The 19,944-nt window shown below is 34.5% G+C and carries 13 protein-coding genes and 2 pseudogenes; 4 read left to right on the top strand and 11 right to left on the bottom strand.

From position 1 onward, the window contains the following. Positions 1-306: 306 nt before the first annotated feature. The 3 genes and pseudogenes from ACFSSE_RS12535 to ACFSSE_RS12525 form a co-directional block, all read right to left on the bottom strand. Complete coding sequence (locus tag ACFSSE_RS12535; protein ID WP_379040169.1) at positions 307-591, bottom strand: addiction module antidote protein; 285 nt, start codon at positions 589-591, stop codon at positions 307-309. Position 592: 1 nt separating this feature from the next. Continuing rightward, positions 593-853 (bottom strand): annotated as a pseudogene (locus ACFSSE_RS12530) (type II toxin-antitoxin system RelE/ParE family toxin); the annotation flags it as partial. Positions 854-1,192: 339 nt separating this feature from the next. After that, positions 1,193-1,981 carry a C40 family peptidase gene (locus ACFSSE_RS12525; RefSeq protein WP_379040171.1) on the bottom strand — a complete coding sequence of 263 codons (789 nt, stop codon included), beginning with the start codon at positions 1,979-1,981 and terminating at the stop codon, positions 1,193-1,195. A 52-nt stretch (positions 1,982-2,033) separates the two neighbouring features. Between ACFSSE_RS12525 and ACFSSE_RS12520 the strand changes: the two genes are divergently transcribed. Further along, the gene (locus ACFSSE_RS12520; protein WP_379040173.1) at positions 2,034-2,507 is read left to right on the top strand and encodes a universal stress protein; all 474 of its coding nucleotides are present in this window, start codon (positions 2,034-2,036) and stop codon (positions 2,505-2,507) included. 283 nt (positions 2,508-2,790) lie between these two features. Here ACFSSE_RS12520 and ACFSSE_RS12515 read toward each other — a convergent pair whose 3' ends face one another. The 3 genes from ACFSSE_RS12515 to mdh all read right to left on the bottom strand — a co-directional run bounded on the left by ACFSSE_RS12515 (position 2,791) and on the right by mdh (position 4,752). After that, complete coding sequence (locus tag ACFSSE_RS12515; RefSeq protein WP_379040174.1) at positions 2,791-3,204, bottom strand: group III truncated hemoglobin; 414 nt, start codon at positions 3,202-3,204, stop codon at positions 2,791-2,793. A gap of 32 nt (positions 3,205-3,236) precedes the next feature. Continuing rightward, the gene (locus tag ACFSSE_RS12510) at positions 3,237-3,710 is read right to left on the bottom strand and encodes an aspartyl protease family protein (protein WP_379040175.1); all 474 of its coding nucleotides are present in this window, start codon (positions 3,708-3,710) and stop codon (positions 3,237-3,239) included. 103 nt (positions 3,711-3,813) lie between these two features. Continuing rightward, positions 3,814-4,752, bottom strand: coding sequence for a malate dehydrogenase (mdh, locus tag ACFSSE_RS12505; protein ID WP_379040177.1), 939 nt, complete (start codon positions 4,750-4,752; stop codon positions 3,814-3,816). Between the two features lie 1,131 nt (positions 4,753-5,883). Between mdh and ACFSSE_RS12500 the strand changes: the two genes are divergently transcribed. The 3 genes and pseudogenes from ACFSSE_RS12500 to ACFSSE_RS12490 all read left to right on the top strand — a co-directional run bounded on the left by ACFSSE_RS12500 (position 5,884) and on the right by ACFSSE_RS12490 (position 8,408). After that, entirely contained in the window at positions 5,884-6,402 is a 519-nt protein-coding gene (locus ACFSSE_RS12500) for a helix-turn-helix domain-containing protein (RefSeq protein WP_379040179.1), read from the top strand. A gap of 112 nt (positions 6,403-6,514) precedes the next feature. Continuing rightward, positions 6,515-7,778 (top strand): annotated as a pseudogene (locus tag ACFSSE_RS12495) (ice-binding family protein); the annotation flags it as partial. After that, a complete protein-coding gene (locus ACFSSE_RS12490) occupies positions 7,752-8,408 on the top strand; it encodes a T9SS type A sorting domain-containing protein (protein ID WP_379100959.1) in 657 nt (218 codons plus the stop codon). The pseudogene ACFSSE_RS12495 and the gene ACFSSE_RS12490, both read left to right, overlap by 27 nt. 222 nt (positions 8,409-8,630) lie before the next feature. Here the strand turns inward: ACFSSE_RS12490 and glgB are convergent, their stop codons facing one another. The 5 genes from glgB to ACFSSE_RS12465 all read right to left on the bottom strand — a co-directional run bounded on the left by glgB (position 8,631) and on the right by ACFSSE_RS12465 (position 19,886). Beyond that, the gene (gene glgB, locus ACFSSE_RS12485; RefSeq protein ID WP_379040180.1) at positions 8,631-10,742 is read right to left on the bottom strand and encodes a 1,4-alpha-glucan branching protein GlgB; all 2,112 of its coding nucleotides are present in this window, start codon (positions 10,740-10,742) and stop codon (positions 8,631-8,633) included. Between the two features lie 221 nt (positions 10,743-10,963). Next, entirely contained in the window at positions 10,964-13,474 is a 2,511-nt protein-coding gene (locus tag ACFSSE_RS12480; RefSeq protein WP_379040181.1) for a glycoside hydrolase family 31 protein, read from the bottom strand. A gap of 586 nt (positions 13,475-14,060) precedes the next feature. Then, positions 14,061-16,280, bottom strand: coding sequence for a beta-glucosidase BglX (gene bglX / locus ACFSSE_RS12475; RefSeq protein WP_379040183.1), 2,220 nt, complete (start codon positions 16,278-16,280; stop codon positions 14,061-14,063). A 52-nt stretch (positions 16,281-16,332) separates the two neighbouring features. Next, positions 16,333-18,066: a cellulase family glycosylhydrolase gene (locus ACFSSE_RS12470; protein ID WP_379040185.1), complete on the bottom strand. Its 1,734-nt coding sequence runs from the start codon at positions 18,064-18,066 to the stop codon at positions 16,333-16,335. A 395-nt stretch (positions 18,067-18,461) separates the two neighbouring features. Then, positions 18,462-19,886 (bottom strand): glycoside hydrolase family 30 protein, encoded by a 1,425-nt coding sequence (locus ACFSSE_RS12465; RefSeq protein WP_379040186.1) that lies wholly within the window; start codon positions 19,884-19,886, stop codon positions 18,462-18,464. Positions 19,887-19,944 lie beyond the last annotated feature (58 nt).

Here is a 19,944-nt window from a genome sequence, read left to right as displayed (position 1 = left end):
ATACCATTGCTGTCTTTGATAGCCGTGGGCCACCTGCTTATTACATCGGTATTAGCCAAAATACGTTTTCCCTGTCCACTAACTAGCGAATGGGTAAGGGAGGTTTTGTGCCTGTAAACAGGAAATTGGAAGGAAATGTATTAATGAAATGCCTAAAAAAACGAACTCCTTAAAATTGATTGCTTCAATAGAAATCTAACAACGATAAGTCCATAACAGATCTGAATGTGTCCGGTTCCGTTCAATCACGGTTTCATTGTTGGCTCTCCGAGCCCAACGAAACCTTAGCTGTTATTAGGCGTTTTTTTATGCAGATACTGGGTTTATTTTTAATTGTCCACCAACAGCTTTCAATACTTTCATAATAGTTGAAAATTGTGGTTTAGCTCCCTCAGATAATGCCTTGTATAAACTTGGTCTACTCATTCCGGTTTCTTGCGCTATTTTGGTCATGCCAATTGCTTTAGCGATGTGTCCAATTGCAGTCACAACTTCGGTATCATTTCCTTCTTCCAAAACCGCATTTAAATATTCTGCAATCATTTCGTTGCTGTCTAAATAATCAGCTATTTCAAATTTTGATGTTTCCATTTTATTTTTTTAGTTTATCCCAAATTACTTTCGCTTTATCGATGTCATTTTCTTGAGTGGATTTGTCTCCTCCAATTAACAGAATAATAATTTTTCCGTCAATTTCTTTAAAATAAATCCTATAGCCTTTTGCAAAATTGATTTTCAATTCACTAATTCCGTTTCCAACTGGCTTACAGTCTCCAAAATGCTCTTCATTTTCTAGTTTCTGAAGCCTGAACAAAATTTTAGCCTTTGCTCTCAAATCATTCAACTTTTTAAACCACTTGTCAAATTATGTTGACTTTTCAATAAAATACATTTTCTGAAATTGTATTCGTTCGGATACAAAAATATAATAAATAGTTTGATGTTACAAATTCGTTTTTAAAGATTCTGTCGAGTTAAAATATCTTATAACTTGTACACTTCTGGCTGCATCAGACACATTTTTAGATATAATAAATTATAAATCATCAAAAGGGCTCTTAACATTTTGTAATACATGGGTATAAATTTATTCAAGTTTTATTTTTTTACGAGGCATTCCTGAATCTCATAAATTCGGTTTCTGTTGTTTTACCGCTTTTTACCCAAAAATTTCTTTTATAAATCTCAATCCCTAAACATACCTCTTAATAATCCTCAATTTATGCGTGTACTTATTTTGATCAGCAGCAAAAATCCCTTGGTTATCGATTCTGTCAATTTTTACACGGCCAGATGCATGTATGATTTGGCTATTGTTCAGCATTACGCCCACATGAGTAATTCTTCCTTCTTGGTTATCAAAAAAAGCCAAATCACCGGCTTTTGCTTCGGTTAAAAAGTCAACAGTTTTTCCTTGCTCTGCTTGCTGCCAAGCATCTCTTTTTAATTGGACACCTAACATTTTAAAAACCATTTGCGAAAAGCCAGAACAGTCAATACCCGCATGTGTTCTACCGCCCCATAGGTAAGGAACGTTTAAAAATATCTTAGCAGTTTCTATTATATTCGTTTCAAAATCTTCTTGGTTGGCTACAAAAACATTGCTGGAAGTAACGGTAAAAACATCATTCCCTAATTTACATTTTCCATTATCAAAAAAGGGTAAAGTTGTGCCAGCTGCTAGGTAAAAAGGCTCTTTCAAACCTCCTTTCAAAACCATGGTGCTAGCTTCGCTAGTTAAAAATTGCGCTTCCTTTTTTAAACTATGCACCTGCAAAGGATCGGCAGTTTGCATTTGTTTTCCATCTATCCAGCCTTCATAACCATCGTGGTCAATTCTTATTTTTAGCCAAAAATCATCTTTTTCCAAAATCTCAAAAGTATCCGCAAATAAAAGCTGAGAAATCATTTCTGATGAATGTGCAGGATTTCCCCTAAGCGGTACGGTAGATAGATTACAAATTCCCAAAGAATTTTCCATAAAATTATAAGCTGGTCATATTTTTGTGTAATTTAACATAAAACCAATAAACATGAAAAATTTACAAACATTTGAAAGAATTTTAATTGCCGTTGACGATTCTAAGTATGCACAATGTGCTGCCGATTATGGTTTTTCTTTAGCCAAAAAGTTAAATGCTAGTGTTTCTTTAGTTCATATTAACGAATATCCTATTGCTACAAACATAACCGGAGACCCTATTTTAGGAGATAGCAGTATGGTTTTGCCCAACATTATGGACATTCAAAATGAGCAAGCAAAAAAACTTTTTGAAACTCTTAAAAACACTTTTGCACCCGAAACCATTGTGGAGGAATACATTTTAGAAGGCGACACTACAAACGAGATTGTGAATTTAGCTAAGGAACAACACTTTTCTATGATTGTTATTGGTACTCACAGTCGCACAGGTTTTGATCATTTTATATCAGGTTCAGTAGCTTCTAGTGTAAGCAGACATGCAGATTGCCCGGTTTTAATTGTTCCGTTTATTGAAAGTAAATAAGATTTTAAAGAGGCTTAAAGCCTCTTTTTTTATTTGAAATATTGTGAAATAAAAATATTTTGGATAAAATTTTATCCCCTAATTACAAATAGAAAAAATATTTAATCATAGAAGATATCAGAGCTAAATTATGAAGCTAATTTAGAATTTGTTACCACTCAAATTTTAGGGTGTTGAGGCTTAACACAGTTTTAAAAATTATCCCCTATTCAAAAATAGTGCTTTCATCTTTTGCAAAAGTCTGTTTTCTGAAAAGATATAAAACCACTAAAAAGGCCGTCAATTATTCCTTGGGTTTAAGCTTAGCCATTCCTGGAGCATTATAATGGTTATGTATTTTATAGAACATTAAATCTGCAATGCTTCTGGCTCTTTCTTTCGCTATATCCGCAACTTCCCCTTCAAAATACTCATCAACAGTATCAATAAATAAAAATTTCCAACTGTTAAAATGTTCTGCTGTTAAAGTAAATTTTTCATTCAATCTAAAATGAGCATCCATTGGATTGCCTTTATAACCTGCTGTACCTAAAAGTGTAGATTCCCAAAAAGAATACATAATGGGCAAATGGTGCGCCCAATTTACTTTAGCTACATCTGTAAAAATATGCCCTAAAGATTCATCGGCAACAGCCTTGTCATAAAATTTATCTACCAATAATTTAATATCTTCTGAGTTTTGAATGTCTTTTTTCATGGCCTTTATATTTACTTTTACAAGTTACACATCTAAATTTGAAAAGATAGTGTTAAGTTTTTATAATCAATAATGGCGTTGTAATCTTTTAAAATATCGCCACCTAAAACACCAATTACCGAAGGTAAATCTAATTTATCGTAAGCAAATTTAATAGCGGATAAATCAAAAACCGGAGCTTCATAATCTTTTATTAACAATTTACCTAAGTGTAACTCGGGGCAAATTACATAATAACGTTCCATTGTAGTAGTACCTAAACCAATGGCATGGTGGTTTGGTACATGTATAATTTGATCTGCCGGTGCTAGTCCAGAAATAATTTCCATATCAAATGCCGATTTAGAAGCACCGGTATCTAAAACAGCTTTAAAAGATTGCCCAAAAACAAAAACTTCCACCAAAAGGTGGAAGCCGTCGCCTTGTAAGTCTATCAACTGGAGTGGGATTGCCTCACCCCAGCCCTCTCCGAAGGAGAGGGAGTGATTTGCGTTGTGGTCCTGCAAACGTTTTTTTTTTAAAATTATCCTATTTTTTTTAATCACCTAAATTTCCATAAAACAAGAAAAGTCCCTCTCCTTCGGAGAGGGATTTAGGGTGAGGCCTCTCTTAAATCAGATTTGAATCTGTTAAAACATTATTCATGTTTCTAACAGCATCAGCACTTTTCTTAAACTCAGCTTGTTCAGCATCAGTTAATTTAAAGTCCATGATTTTTTCCCATCCGTTTTTACCTAAAATAACTGGCACTACTAAAGAGATATCTTTTTGATCATATTCTCCATCTAAAGCAACACCACAAGAAATTAATTTTTTCTCGTCACGTACAATAGCTTCAACCATTGCAGCAGTACCCGCACCTGGTGCATACCAAGCAGAAGTTCCAATTAATTTAGTTAAAGTAGCACCACCAATCATAGTTGCAGATACCACTTTATCTTGTTGTTCTTTACTTAATAATTGCGTTACCGGAATAGAATTCCAAGTTGCATGGTTAATTAAAGGAATCATAGTAGTATCACCATGGCCACCAATAACTACAGCATTTAAATCTGCTGGTGAACAACCTAACTCTTGACTTAAATAATATTTGAAACGAGCAGAATCTAATGCACCACCCATACCAATAATTCTTTCTTTAGGTAAACCAGAAGTTTTTAAAGTCAAATAATTCATGGTATCCATTGGGTTAGAAACCACAATGATGATGGTGTTTGGGGAGTATTTTAAAATATTTTCTGTTACAGATTTAACAATACCAGCATTGGTACCAATTAACTCTTCACGTGTCATCCCTGGTTTACGTGGCAAACCAGAAGTAATTACCACAACCTCAGAATCAGCAGTAGCAGCATAATCATTAGTTACACCTTTAATTTTAGTATCAAAACCTAAATAAGATGCCGTTTGCATCATATCAATAGCTTTACCTTCTGCAAAACCTTCTTTAATGTCTAATAAAACTAATTCTTCTGATAATTCTCTTCTTGCGATGTTATCAGCACAGGTTGCTCCTACTGCACCTGCTCCAACTACGGTAATTTTCATGATTTATATGGATTTGTGTAATTATTTTAAATTGTCGCCCGAAGTTAATAAAAACCAAAACTATTCAGAAATAGATGAGCATATAATCGTCATGTTTATGTATTATTTGCATGGCGGCTTAAAACTTAGTTGCAATCCAATATTATTTATGAGTGTGGTATTAAAAAATCTCTATCAATAAAATATAATAAGAACTTGTATAATTCTTTGATAAACTACCTAATTCTTAATAAGTAAATGCAAATAACAAAATTTAACATTAGCTAAATTATTTAATTTTTGAGCTAAAAAATTTTAATGTTTTTATAACCAAATTTTTTATGAGTTTGCTGTTTAAAATATCTATTGCTTATTTTATTATTTTTTTCAAATTAAAATCTAATTTCTACAGAGAATTGCCTTATCAATCCATTTAGATTTTCGTTGTTCCCTTACCCAGCTGAAATAAGATGTGGTAAAGTAAAAATCAATATTTTAAGCTGTTTGTTGGTTGTTTGTTGATGAGGTTGCAAATTCTTTTAATTAAGAAAGGTAATAAGCTTTAGTTATAGTTTTATTCAATTATTGTGTATTTATTGTTTTATCACATTTAATGCTTCATAAAATACTTTTGAGTTAATTCATGATTTTTATCTGATTTTCAAACCTTTGTTAAAATGACCATAATTAAATACATTATTTTCTGATTTACAGGATTTCTTGCAAGCTTAAAATTTTTAAATACAACTATTATCTCCATCTTTTATTTTTTAAATTGATAGGTTTCTTAAAAGATTATTTTTGCTTTCTCGCTAAATAAAACACTCAAAACTTAAATAAGTCAACTTGTTATATGCGAATGCTTCTGTTAAAGAATCTAAAAAAGTGCCTTTAAAGCAAATAAAACGGCAATTTTCATTTAATATTTGATTAATAAAATAATTTGAAAAGAAAAAACAATTAATAAATATTAAAATATAATTAATAACATTATTTAAAAGTATATGAAGTAAAACAATTATGGTCTATCAATTGTGAAGCAATCATCAGACTAATATTCATCTACCTGTTAATTAAAAAGGTACTGTTAATATTTTTTATAAATATTAAATGGTATTATATATAAAAAACATGGTAAGCCTTCGCTGCATAATGAAGGTAAAAGAGGAATTGGGGCAATTAGATATAAAACACAAAAATGTTACACTCGGAATTGTAGAAATTTATGAAAGTCTAACTCCTCAACATTACGAAAAATTAAGAACCAATCTGATAAAATCTGGTTTGGAATTGATGGATAGTAAAAGGAGTATATTAATTGAAAAGATAAAAAGTGTCATTATTCAAATGATTCACTATTCTAATGAATTACCTGAAATGAAATATTCAGATTATTTAAGCAAAAAACTGAATTATGATTATACCTATTTAGCAAACCTATTTTCAGAAGCAAATGGCATTACCATACAGCAATTCATTATCATCCATAAAATAGAAAAAGTTAAAGAGCTTTTATTGTATAACGAGCTTAGCCTCACGGAAATCGCATATAAAATGCGTTATAGCAGTGTAGCTCATTTATCAAATCAGTTCAGAAAAATCACTGGTTTATCACCTTCTTCATTTAAACAATCAAAATATCCTAACAGGCTAAATCTAGAAAACCTATGATTTATGTAACATTATTAAATAATTATATAACTTTTAAACATTTTAAATTCTGAAATTTAGTTAACGGCTAGTTAAGCCAAAATAATTTATTCACTAATATTTTTTTTGATCGATGAAAAAAAATCTAACTATTTTTATAACAGGTTTAGCCTTGTTATCAATCGGCAACTCTGTTTTTGGCCAAAGCATCCTAAAAAGTGCTGAAAATTTTGTCGTCTTTTCTTCTAACGGAGCGATTGCAAATACCGGTAATTCTCAGCTTACGGGCAATGTAGGATCGCCTAATGGAGCCGTAACCGTAGGTATTAATGTTGACGGTTCTATGTATGCAAATGGGGGTATTGGTGTTGGTGTTGCCGGACAAGCTGCAACGGATTTATTACTTGCACATACCGAGTTAGATGCCGAACAACCAACTTCTGTTCTTTCAAATCCTATATTGGGAAACAGTACAACACTTCCTGCTGGTGTTTACAGAATAAATGATGCAGCTGGTTTTCTTAATGGAGATTTGACCCTAGATGCCGCCGGAGACCCTAACGCAAAATTTATTTTCCAAATTAAAGGTACCTTTAACAGTTCACCTGAAAGCAAAGTTATTTTAACCAATGGCGCAGTGGCTTGTAATATTTTTTGGCTAACTACTGGCGCTATAGACTTAGGTACTAATACCGTTATGAAAGGAAATGTTATTGCCCATAATGCAGCTATACTTTTAGGTTCTGGTGTTAAGGTAGAAGGAAGGGTATTTTCTACCACTGGTGCTATCAGTTTCACTAATTTAACAGCTAGAATGCCTTTAGGTTGTACAGTTCCTGCCTTAACTGGTCCGGCTGAGCCTACTTTGGGTTCTATTGCTTGTTTTTCTTTATTTACGAGTAATGGAGCGGTAACAAATTCAAGGGCAAACCCTACCAATGTAGTTGGTGACATAGGCACAAACCTGGGAGCAACAAGTGGTTACGTTACAGAAAATGTAACAGGTACCATTCACTCAGGTCCTAATACCACTACAAATTTAGTAAAAGATGATTTATTGAACTTGGACAATAACTATTTTGCTAATTTAACTACTGACATACAATTGTTATACCCGGCGGCTTTTGGTAATGGGTTAACGCTTACCCCACATACCTATCATATGAATGGGGCTACCTCATTAACAGACACCATTACTTTAAATGCTCAAGGCAACCCGAATGCTGTTTTTGTGATTAAAATAGATGGTCCTTTTTCAACAACAGCTTCGGCTGCGGTAAAGTTAATTAACCAAGCTAAAGCAAAAAACATTCTGGAAAGTTAGTGGAGGAGTAACTATTAGCCCACTTTCTGACTTCAAAGGTACTTTAATAAGTAATGCAGCCATAGCATTTAATGCTGGAGCCAAATTAGAGGGTAGAGCATTAACTACCAACGGAGCGATTACTACCAACTCATTAACTACAACCCTAACCGCAGGTTGTGCAACATTACCAGTAACTTGGCTTTACTTTAAAGGAAAACCTGTTAAAAACAATGTAGTACTAGAATGGGCAACTGCTAATGAAGTAAACAATAACTTTTTCACTATTGAAAGAAGTATAGATGGTATTACCTTTGAAACTTTAGCAACTGTTAATGCTGCAGCCGTATCTAGTACCGAAAACAAATATTCTTTTAAAACTGTTCAACCTAATGATTTAAGTTATTATCGTATTTCTCAAACTGATTTAAACGGAGATAAAGATTACTTCCGTACCATATCTGTTAAAACAGGTTTAACCACTGGCTTTGAAGTAAAATATTTCGTCAATGAAAATAACATATCCGTTCAGGTTATGGGTGCACAACCAGGTTCAGGCTCTTTAGAATTGTATAATATAAATGGTCAAAAAATTTCCTCAGAAAAGATAGTTTTATCATCAACGTCAACTTATAACATAGCAAAACCTACTCAAAAGGGTATTTACTTAATTTATTTAGTAAGTGAAGGAAAAAAACTATTTGCAGGTAAAATCTCTCTTTAACAAATAGTGATTTAGATATAATCACATTACTGGCATAGCCAAAAAAACCGCCTTAGATTAAACTAAGGCGGCTTTTATGCTTTTATATACATTTTTTTTCTACCCAACGCTTGTGTATTCGTGTAATTAAGAGCTTAATATAGTTAAAGCAAATGCTTTATAAACAAAAACAAGCCTGAGTAAATAAAACTCAGGCTTGTTTGATTGTTTAATTTTCTCTTATTAGATAGCTTTAAACATTACCATTGCCAATGGCGGTATATTAATTTCAATTGAATTTGCTTTCCAATGGCTACCTCTTGCTTCAGAAGGTTTATCTGGGTTGGTGATTCCGCTGCCCCAATATTCTAATGCGTCTGAATTGAAAATTTCTTTCCAAGTTCCTTTTCCGCTCACTCCAAATCTATAATTTTCGCGTGGCACTGGAGTTAGGTTAATCACCACAATGATATCATCTTTAGCATCTAAACCTCTTCTTAAATAAACCAATACCGAGTTTTCTGCATCATCGTTAACAATCCACTCGAAACCATTGGCATCAAAACTACGCTCATACAAGGCTGGCTCTTCTTTATACAGTTTGTTTAGCGCCATTACCGTTTTTTTAATTCCTTGGTGAGGTGCAAATTCTAACAAATGCCAATCTAAAGATTGTTGCGGGTTCCATTCTTTGGTTTGTGCAAACTCGCATCCCATAAACAATAATTTTGTTCCGGGGTGTGTCCACATGTAACCATAAAGAATTCTAAGGTTTGCAAATTGTTGCCATTCGTCTCCTGGCATTTTATAAATTAGAGAATGTTTGCCATGTACTACTTCATCATGCGAAAGCGGCAACATAAAATTCTCTGTAAAAGCATAAACTGTACTAAAGGTTAAGCTTGAATGGTGGTGTTTTCTATTGATAGGATCCTCAGAGAAATATCTTAAAGTATCATTCATCCATCCCATCATCCATTTTTGCCCAAAACCTAAACCACCTGTATAAGTTGGGTGACTTACGCCTGCAAATGATGTGGATTCTTCTGCAATGGTTTGTACATCAGGGAAATTAGCATATACAGCTTCGTTAAATTCTTTTAAGAAAGAAATAGCTTCTAAGTTCTCTCGCCCGCCGTGTTCGTTTGCTATCCACTCTCCTTCTTTTCTAGAATAATCTAAATAAAGCATAGAGGCTACTGCATCTACCCTTAAACCGTCTATATGAAAACGTTCTAACCAAAAAATAGCATTAGAAATTAAAAATGCTTTTACTTCATTTCGGCCGTAATTAAAAATGTATGATTTCCAATCTGGGTGGAAACCTTTTCTCATATCTGCATGTTCGTACAAATGTGAGCCGTCAAAATTGTACAAGCCATGCGCATCTCCAGGGAAATGTGATGGCACCCAATCCATAATTACTCCTATTCCATTTGCATGAAATTCTTCAATCAAAAACATTAAATCTTGCGGAGTGCCAAACCTACAAGTTGCGGCAAAATAACCTGTAATTTGGTAGCCCCAACTAGGGTAAAACGGATGCTCCATTAAAGGCATAAACTCTACATGTGTAAAGCCCATTTCTTTAACATAAGACACTATTTTAGTGGCCATATCTCTGTAAGAAAGAAACAAATCTGGAGATTCTGGACTACGAGCCCAAGAGCCAAAATGTACCTCATAAACAGACATAGGTTTATTTAACCCATTTTTAAGATAACGTTTAGTCATCCATTCTTTATCTTTCCACTCGTACCAATTATCCCAAACTATAGATGCTGTACGCGGAGGTTCTTCGCTTTTTAGCGCAAAAGGATCTGCTTTTTCTAAATCCTCTCCGGTGGTGGAATTAATGAAATATTTATAAGCTTCGCCGTTACCAACATGCGGAATAAAGCCTTCCCATATTCCTGTTTCATCCCACCTTACAAATAAAGGATGAGAAGAATTATCCCAATGGTTGAAATTTCCAATTACCGAAACATAGTTGGCATTAGGTGCCCAAACAGCAAAATAAGTTCCTACAACACCGTTGTAATTAACAACATGAGAACCTAATTTTTCGTAAAGTTTATAATGTTTACCCGATTTAAAAAGTAAAACGTCAAAATCTGTAAATTTAGAATATTGTTGAACACCAAAATTGTTTAACAATGTTGTATCAATATTTGTTGCAGTATCGCTATTTTTCTTGATTGCTTTTTTAACTTTAACCTCTTTAACCGGTTCAGTTTTGTCTGAAATTACCGAAGGCTTTTTTATACTTTTTTTAACCGATGCTGGTTTAGCTTTTGCATCTTTTATTTCAGCAATAGGTTCTTTGGTTTTAATTTCCTTAACTTTTTTTGCCATGTTAATATTTTGAGAAATCTTACATATTTATATTTTATGAAAAGATTTTTTTGGTTTATAAGTCTTACAATTTACATATAATGTTTATTAACCTATAATTTATTTAGATTAAAAGCTATGAAAAAAAAGAGGCTGCTTTTTAACGGAACAACCTCTTTATTTTTAACTACATGCACAATTAATTTATTATTCTTTAATTCAGTTTAGAACATCAGGAATAATTATTTTATAATTTGAATTTGCTTAAAGTGCTTAGTTGCTTTTACAAATACTCTTTTTAAACTATCAAATTCTAAACTACCTGTATATTCTTTACCGTCTATTAATACTTTCGAAGGTTTAAATGGCAGGCCAATTAATTTTAATTCGTAAGTTTCATATCTTGGGGTAAACAAACCTTCAACAGATTGTTTGATAGTCATACTTTTTTTATCGCCTTTTACAACAAATTTCTTTTCCATGTAAATATCCTGCTCATAAGCAAAAGTATCTCCATGATCTTCGAAGTAGAATGAATTAACCTCATAATTAGAAAAATAAATTTGGAAAGTTAATTCATCAATTTCAAATTGCCCAGTATGTTGCATTACCGGATATTCTGGTATTACAGAACCTGCTCTAACAAATATTGGCATAGAATCTAATGGTGCATCTATTAAATGTTCTGACCCACCTTCTAAAACTTCATGCGTCCAGTAGTTATACCAAATACCTGCTGGTAAATAAACATTTCTTGATGTTGCTCCTTCTTCTAAAATTGGGCATACCAAAATTTTATCGCCAAAAGTAAACTCATCTTCTCTAAATCTGTTTATCGGATTTTCTTGTTCCATCATTACCACTGGTCTTAATATGGGAAAACCGTAACGGTGATGTTCCCAAAAAGCAGAATAAATGTAAGGCAGCAATTTATAACGAAGCTCAATAAACTTACGGTTAATGTCTTCTAACTCTGTACCAAAACTCCAAGGTTCACGCTCAGCGGTATCACCAGCAGAGTGTGCTCTCATAAACGGAGAAAAAACACCTAACTGTATCCAACGAGTAAATAATTCGCCAGTAGGCTCGCCACTAAAACCGCCAATATCTGTACCTGCAAAAGGTAAACCCGACATTGATAATCTTTGCATTTGTAAACTACCAATTTTTAAATGTTCCCAACTTGCCACGTTATCGCCTGTCCAGCAAGAACTGTAGCGTTGTACACCAGAATAACCTGCTCTTGTAATGGTAAACGGACGTTTGTTCTTTTGAATTTTCTTTAAACCATCATAAGTTGCCCTAACCATTTGCATACCATATACGTTGTGAGCTTTACGGTGCGAACCTCTAAAACCATCGTAATTATGACGAACATCATCTGGGAATGTGCCTTTACCAAAAACAGCTGGTTCATTCATATCATTCCAAACACCTGCTACACCAACTTCTACCAATTCTTTGAACAAGCCGCCCCACCATAACCTTACATCGGGGTTGGTGAAATCTGGGAATTGACATCTTCCTGGCCATACATGCCCTTCCATAAAGTAATCATCGCTTCGGCGACAGAAATATTTATTTTCTTTACCTTCTTTAAAAACCCAATAATTATCGTCAACTTTAATACCTGGGTCAATAATTACAACTGTTTTAAAACCGTCATCAGACAGTTCTTTAATCATTTTCTTTGGGTTGGGGAAGTACTTTTTATTCCAAGTGAAACACCTGTAACCATCCATGTAATCAATATCTAAATACAAGGCATCGCAAGGAATTTTACGAGTTCTAAAGTTATCTGCCAAATCTTTTACTTTAGATTCTGGATAATAGCTCCACCTACATTGGTGATAACCTAAAGCCCACATTGGAGGCAATTTATGCGTTCCGGTGATAGAGTTGTAACGTTTAACAACATCCATCATGTGTGGCCCATGTATGTAGTAGTATTGTAATTCTCCGCCATCAGCCCAAAAACTTAACTTCTCATTATCTTCGTGAGCAAAATCAAAGTGCGTTTTAAAAGTATTATCTAAAAATATACCGTGTGCAATATTTTCGTTTAAACTGATGAAAAACGGAATACTTCTATATAATGGATCTTGATGTTTTGCGAAAGAATAAGTATCTGAGTTCCAGTTTTGAAGTCTTTTACCTCTTAAGTTTAAATCTGTAGGTTTGTCTCCTAAACCATAGTAAGCTTCTTCTGGGTAACATTTTTTTGTACAATAAACGTAGTAACCACCAAATTGCTCATTTTCTTCCCAATGCATGGCCAAATAATCTTCATTAATTATTTTGCTTTCATTATCTCTAAAAGAAATATGGAAATTAGCTTTATTAATGATACAAGAAACCGTGTTGGTAGAAACAGCATAATGATCTTCTTCTTCTGTGAAGTTAAAAACTGCTACTTTTTGGTCTAATTGAGGTACTGCGTAAGAAAAATCTTCTAAAAATACGCTATGAGGTGCCATCCTCACTCGTATAATTTCATCGCTTACAACTCTTATTTCTACAGATGCAGAACCATCACTAAAAATGTATTTATTGTCTTGTTGTCTTACTTCTTTTACCGCCCCTAAAAAAACTTTTTCTATGGGTTTCATTCCAACAATAGGGTTATTAACATGATGAATTTCATCTTCATCTAAATCCTCAACACTAACATGTATATGTTCTGAGGTGTCATTTATATCTAAATTTTGCTCAGGCTTATCTATATCTTGTTCTGTAGTTTTTGCTTTTTTCATAATTTATTCAAATTTGAATTCTTTTGCTAAGATGCTTATTATACTTTAATTAGAAAAATAAAGCCTGTAAAAAACCATATTAATTTAACAAGACCGTAACAAAATTGGAGTTAAAATAAGCTTTTAATTAAAAACTATACCAAAAAAAGCAAAAAGAGCAAAAAATTTAAGTTTTTATTGCTTTTATTAAAACCTCTTGCAAAAAATAGATTGTATTTTAGCTTTTAAAAATGTTTTAAGAAATTTTATAGTAAGATCTTTGTTATCCTTAAAGAAAAATTGGATGGACTCCATTTTTAAAAATAAACTTTAACCAATTTCAGAAGTTGTAATTATAGTAGAATTAGTTATGCGTAAAAGTTAATTCAAAATGTGCTGCTGCGGTTAAGAAATTGAAATAAGCTTTTTTCATAATTAGTTAGAGATGAATTTATTTCGTTTAATTCTGATAGCTGCTTAATTAATCTTTTTCGGGACGGAAGAGGCTCATTTTGAGCGCCTGTTCCTATATTTAAATTGGTTTATTTTTGGAGAAATTGATTTTTTTGTGTTAATATTATAAATATGCTTGCAGTTGTTTCTTCTGTTAATCCAATAAATCAAAGTCTTGCGTTAAGCGAATATCATTTGATGAACTCCCAATCATTAATTTAAATGCGCCGGGCTGTGTAATCCAATCTAACTTCTCGTTATAAAAAGAAAGTTTATCCCGCTCAATCACAAAAGTGATGGTTTTGGTTTCTCCAGCTTTTACCATCATCTTTGTGAAATCTTTTAGCTCCATCACTGGTCTTATAGGTTGAGCTACCTGATCTTTTAAATAAAGCTGAACCACTTCCTCCCCATCCCTACTTCCGGTATTGGTGACATCTAACGTGACTTTAATAGTGTCATTCAAATAAATTTTATTGGTACTCAGTTTTAGATTTGAGTACTTGAAGTTTGTATAACTTAAGCCATGGCCAAAAGCATATTGAGGAGCATTTGAAATGTCTAAATAAGTTGAACGGTAGTTTGGACTTTCACCATCAACAAAAGGACGACCTGTATGATAATGATTATAGTAAATAGGAATTTGACCTATGGCTCTTGGGAAAGTCATTGGGGTTTTAGCTGACGGATTATAATCGCCAAAAAGGACATCTGCCATTGCATTACCGGCTTCACTACCTAGCCACCAAGTATATAAAATAGATTTTGCATGATCGGCAGTATAATTAAATACCAATGGCCTGCCTGCCATTATCAATACTACAACAGGTTTACCAGTAGCAATTATCGCTTCAATAAGTTTCTCTTGAACGCCAGGCAGCCCAATATCGGATCTGCTTTTTGCTTCACCGCTCATATCAAAAGCTTCTCCAACGGCCATTACCACTACATCTGCAGCTTTTGCCGTATTAATAGCTTGTTCAAAATCTGTGGTTAACGTATCGTTGATATTGCAACCTTTTGCGTAGCTTATTTCTGAATTAGTTCCTAATATGTTCTTCACGCCTTCATAAAGTGAAACCAATTGATCTTCTTTGCCCCAATCTACCGACCAAAAGCCTTTCATATCTGTATTAGACTTTGCCAATGGACCAATCAATGCGATTTTTTTAATTGATTTAGATAGCGGTAAAATATTGGTTTCATTTTTCAATAAAATGATGCTCTTTTTAGCAACCTCTCTTGCCGAATTACGGTTATCCAAAGAATTCAACTCCTTTTTCTCCCTCGTTTCATCACTAAAGCGATAGGGATTATCAAACAAGCCCATCTCAAATTTCTTGTGCAGAATTCTACTAACAGCATCGTTAACATGAGCTAAAGAAACTTTCCCTTCTTTGACCAATTGAACTAAGTGCTCTTCAAAAACTTTGCTTTCCATGTCCATATCACTTCCGGCAGATATAGACATTTGAGCGGATTCTTTACCATCTTTTGCATAACCATGAGCAACCATTTCTCTCATAGAACCCCAATCGCTCACCACAAATCCTTTAAAGCCCCATTTTTCTTTTAAAATATCTCTTTGCAAATAAGAATTCCCCGTTGCAGGTATACCGTTTAAATCATTAAAAGAGCTCATAAAAGTAGCAGCTCCAGCATCGACAGCTGCCTTGAATGGCGGCAAGTAAACTTCCCACAATTGTCTTGGGCTCATATCTACGCTATTGTAATCCCTACCTGCAACTGCCGCACCGTAAGCTGCAAAATGCTTAACACAAGCCATTACTGATTCTAAACTCCCTAAACCATTGCCCTGAAAACCTTTTACTCTTGCTTTGGCAATTTGTGAACCTAAGTAACTATCTTCTCCGGCACCTTCCATTACTCTGCCCCATCGTGGGTCGCGAGAAATATCAACCATGGGTGCAAATGTCCAATGCAAACCCGCTGCAGATGACTCCTTTGCGGCTATTTTTGCACCAAGTTGTATAGCATCCAAATCCCAAGAAGCGGCTTCGGCTAGTGGAATGGGAAAGGTCACTCTATAACCATGTATCACATCTAAACCAAAAAGAAGTGGAATCTTTAGCCTAGATTTCATGGCTTCTTGCTGAATTTCTCTGGTTATTTTTGCACCTTTCACATTTAGCATCGAGCCCATATTTCCTCTTCTTATTTCGGCTAAAACGTTGACGTTTCTTTTGTCTGCTGGGCCGGTAACATCGCTTCCAGAATACTGATTGAGTTGCCCTACTTTCTCTTCAAGCGTCATGATACTTAAAAGAGAATCTACTTTTTGAGCAATGGTTTTCTGTTGCGCATTAGCCCTAAAAAAATTTAAGCACAAGAAAATGATGAGTATTTTTTTCATGGTTATTTTTTGTATGTTTTTAAATATTTGAAAAATTAATTCGGAAAGCTGTTTAATCAAATTTGAGTTGATAAAAATCGAAACCACCTGTTTCAGCAAATACTTTAATGCTCTGTTGCCCTTTTTTTAACTGAAATTTTCCTAAAGAAATCCATTGTTCTTTTAAACCAGCCTTAATGGGTATGGTAGCTATTTCGTTATTCATTTCTATAGCAATTGTTGCGGAGGAGGCTGAATTTAATTTAGCCTCAATGGTATAGGTACCTGCTTTGGCTACATGAATAGTGTATTGCAACCATTCCCCATCTTCAAAATTAAAGACATAAGGTTCATGGTTTGTTGCGTCGGTTTTAATATCGACACCGTCATTACGATAGGTTCTTCCAATATTTCCTTGAGTATTTACGCCAGGCGTATATTGATAGCTCGCTGTATCCTTATCAAAATAGGCAACCCGTTGAGTACCTAAATCATAATCTACGGCATTAATAGTAGTCCCGTTTTTAACTAGGTTAGCTTTAAATGGTTTTGCACTATCATCATTAACTTGCCTAAACATAGCGTCAATTACGTCTTGATGATAAACGGTGTTTCCTATTTTGGTATTGGCCACAAAAGCTTGTAAGGTTTCCCATGCTTCATCTGCCGATGGCTTTTCGCCTTTTCCGTTCCAATAAGCCAATAGTTTTTGATAGCCCGCTGGCGCTTTAATTTCTAAGGGGTTGTTGATGCCCATTTTCTTCAGTTGCCACCAAGCCCATCCAATATTATTGCTTTCTGCCAAGCTGATAGCTTCTTTAAACCATGTGTTGGAGTTTTCGCCAGACTCGCCCAACCATATAGGCATATTATGTTCTTTTCTGTAATTGAGGAATTGCTGAATGGACTCAATATTGTTAAAGTTTCCATACTTGTGAAAACTCAGCACCATATTATCATCCCACTTAGGGAAAATACCTGAATAGTTATTTCCAAAGCCATTACCCTCAATAATAATGATGTGTTTTTGATCAACCTCTCTAATCGCTTTGGTAATTTCTACCATCAATTTGCGCAGTGGAGCATTGGTTTTTTCGGCAATTCCTCTAAAATCTTCTTTACTTTCAAAACCCCAATTTGGTTCGTTAATGATATCGTAACCGGCAATCCAGGGTTCATCTTTATACTTTTCTGCAAGCTTCCGCCATAGCGCAACTGTTTTTTGCTGATTGGCCTCACTTTCCCACAATGAAGGTTTATCTGGGTTTCTGTCGGAGATGTTTAAGTCGTTGCCTTGCCCGCCCGGTGGAGCATGCAAATCTAAAATGAGGTACATTTTATTTGCTTTACACCAAGCTAATAAGCTATCGGTCATATCAAAACCTTTTTGTATCCATGTATTTTCGCCCAAAATAGGCTCCTCCTCTACGGCTGGCGTATATAAACTATAGTGCATCGGCAAGCGAACCGAATTAAAGCCCCATGTTGCCAAAGAATCAATATCAGTTTTGGTGGTATGGTTTTTCAGCCATGAATCATAAAATTCGTTGGCTTTTTGCTCGCCTACTAGCTTTGAGATTTCTTCTTTGATGCGGTACTGCCTACCCAAATTCGAGAGGTGAAACATATAACCTTCTTGTAACATCCAACCTCCTAAACCCATCCCTCGCAAGAGCACATTTTCACCCTTTTCGTTAACGATTCTTTGACCGTCAGTTTTTAAGAAGCCTTGTGAAAAGCTTTTAAAAGTGGCTGTTATCATCAAAAAACTTGACAAAAGTAAAATGCGCTTGTTTAATTTTCTCATGTTTATAACTTTTAACGCAGAGTCTTCTGCGATCCCCCTGCTTGGAAAAATTAATTTATTTCTATCCCTAAAACAGTTTCTGATTTTTGCCTAAGCAGAGCCATTTGTCCTGCTGATTGGAGTCGAAGCATACAGTCCAACGCTCTCTTCGACTCCGCTACCATTGACGTTTTTTATAATCACCTATTAATTAGGTTGGTAAAAGCAGAGCCGTTTTGTCCTGCTGAGCGGAGTCGAAGCATAAGTCCCTTCGCTCCCCTTCGACTCCGCTCAGGGTGTCTCCCCCCTTGTGTTGTTGCCAAATCATAAGTTTTATCGTCATTCTATATTGATTTATATGAAATATATTAGGCCTCAGGGTGACACCCATCTTATTCAGCCTAACAAAAGTTTTCTTAAAGAATATAAGTACTGATGGAATGTGCTGCACTAACAGTTTCCGCTGCTTGCCCTTTTATCCATAAAAGATGCTTGATATCGTTGTCAGTTTTGTTCATTACCACCACCACAATTTTACCGTCTGGATTAACAAAGGCCGTAGATTCTAAAACATCTCTACTTGAAGAAACAATGATTCGTTTTGCGCCTTTAGCAATAAATTTTGAAAAGTGACCGATATAATAATAAGCGTTGGTATAAATTAGTTCATTGGTTTTAAGGTTAGCATGTATCGGTGCAAAGCAGTAATTTCCAGCGTGATTTGGCCCACCGTTTTCATCCAATAAAATGTTCCAATCTGTCCAAGCAGCAGTTCCGCTATTAAAATCATTGATCATTGAATGGCCGTAACGTTCGCCTAAAGACCAATTATTTATGCTGTCTATATCAAATTTTTCTTTACAGCCTTCTGTAAAAATCAGTTCTTTATCTGGGAAAGCTTCTTTAACCTTGTTTAAGTTTTGGAAAAGCATGTGACTTCCTGTCCAGGTCTCATACCAATGAAAACCTATCCCCCAGACATATTTTGCGGCTTCTGGATCGCTTAAAATAACACTTGCTCTCTGATAAATTAAGTCACGGTTATGATCCCAAGCGATCAGTTTTTTATCACCCATATTGGCTTTTGCTAATGTTGGACCTAAGTAAGTTTTGATAAAATCTTTTTCGTCTTCAGCAGTATAAATACAAGATTCCCATCTTTGCTTTGCCATTGGCTCGTTTTGAACGGTTAAGCCCCAAACCGGAATGTTTCTTTTTTCTAATTCTTGAATGTACTTTACATAGTAGTTTGCCCAAGATTGTTTAAACTCATCTTTTAATTTACCTCCTTGCAACATGTTATTATTGTCTTTCATCCAAGCCGGCGGAGACCAAGGGCTTACATAAAGTGGCAAATCATTATCAGCAACTTTTATAGCTTGCTTAATCATTGGAAGGCGATATTTATCATCATGTGAGATGTCGAAAGTTTTTAACTCTTTATCATTATCCTTTACATAAGTGTAAGATCCGTTTGAGAAATCGCAGCTGTTAATGTGCGTTCTGGCTAAAGTATAGCCGATGCCTTTTTCCTTACTGTAGTAAGCGTTCAGCAATTCCTGCTGTTTATCTTTAGAAAGTTTAGCGAAAACTTCTGCAGAAGCATCTGTAATGGCACCACCAATTCCAACCATAGTCTGAAACGTTTGGTTAGGATCTATAAATATAGCAGGCTCTGTTTCCAACGGCTGTGGTAAAGCTCTAAAACTTATTTCGCCGGTATAGCTCATGGGCTTGTCTCCGCCTTTTACAGTGGTGTAAATTTTTGCTTTCTCAATATTTTGAGCCATTAAAGCTCCACTAAAAACCACCGCCAAGGGTAGTAAAATCGATTTTTTCATCTATTTATCTGTTATTTCTGTCTTATTTATTAATTGATATTGAATTTTAATCTCATTG

This window comes from Pedobacter alpinus, from assembly GCF_042684645.1.
Classification (GTDB): Bacteria; Bacteroidota; Bacteroidia; order Sphingobacteriales; family Sphingobacteriaceae; genus Pseudopedobacter; species Pseudopedobacter alpinus.
The sequence above is the reverse complement of the archived record's forward strand: the minus strand, read 5'-3'. Positions and strand labels throughout refer to the sequence as shown.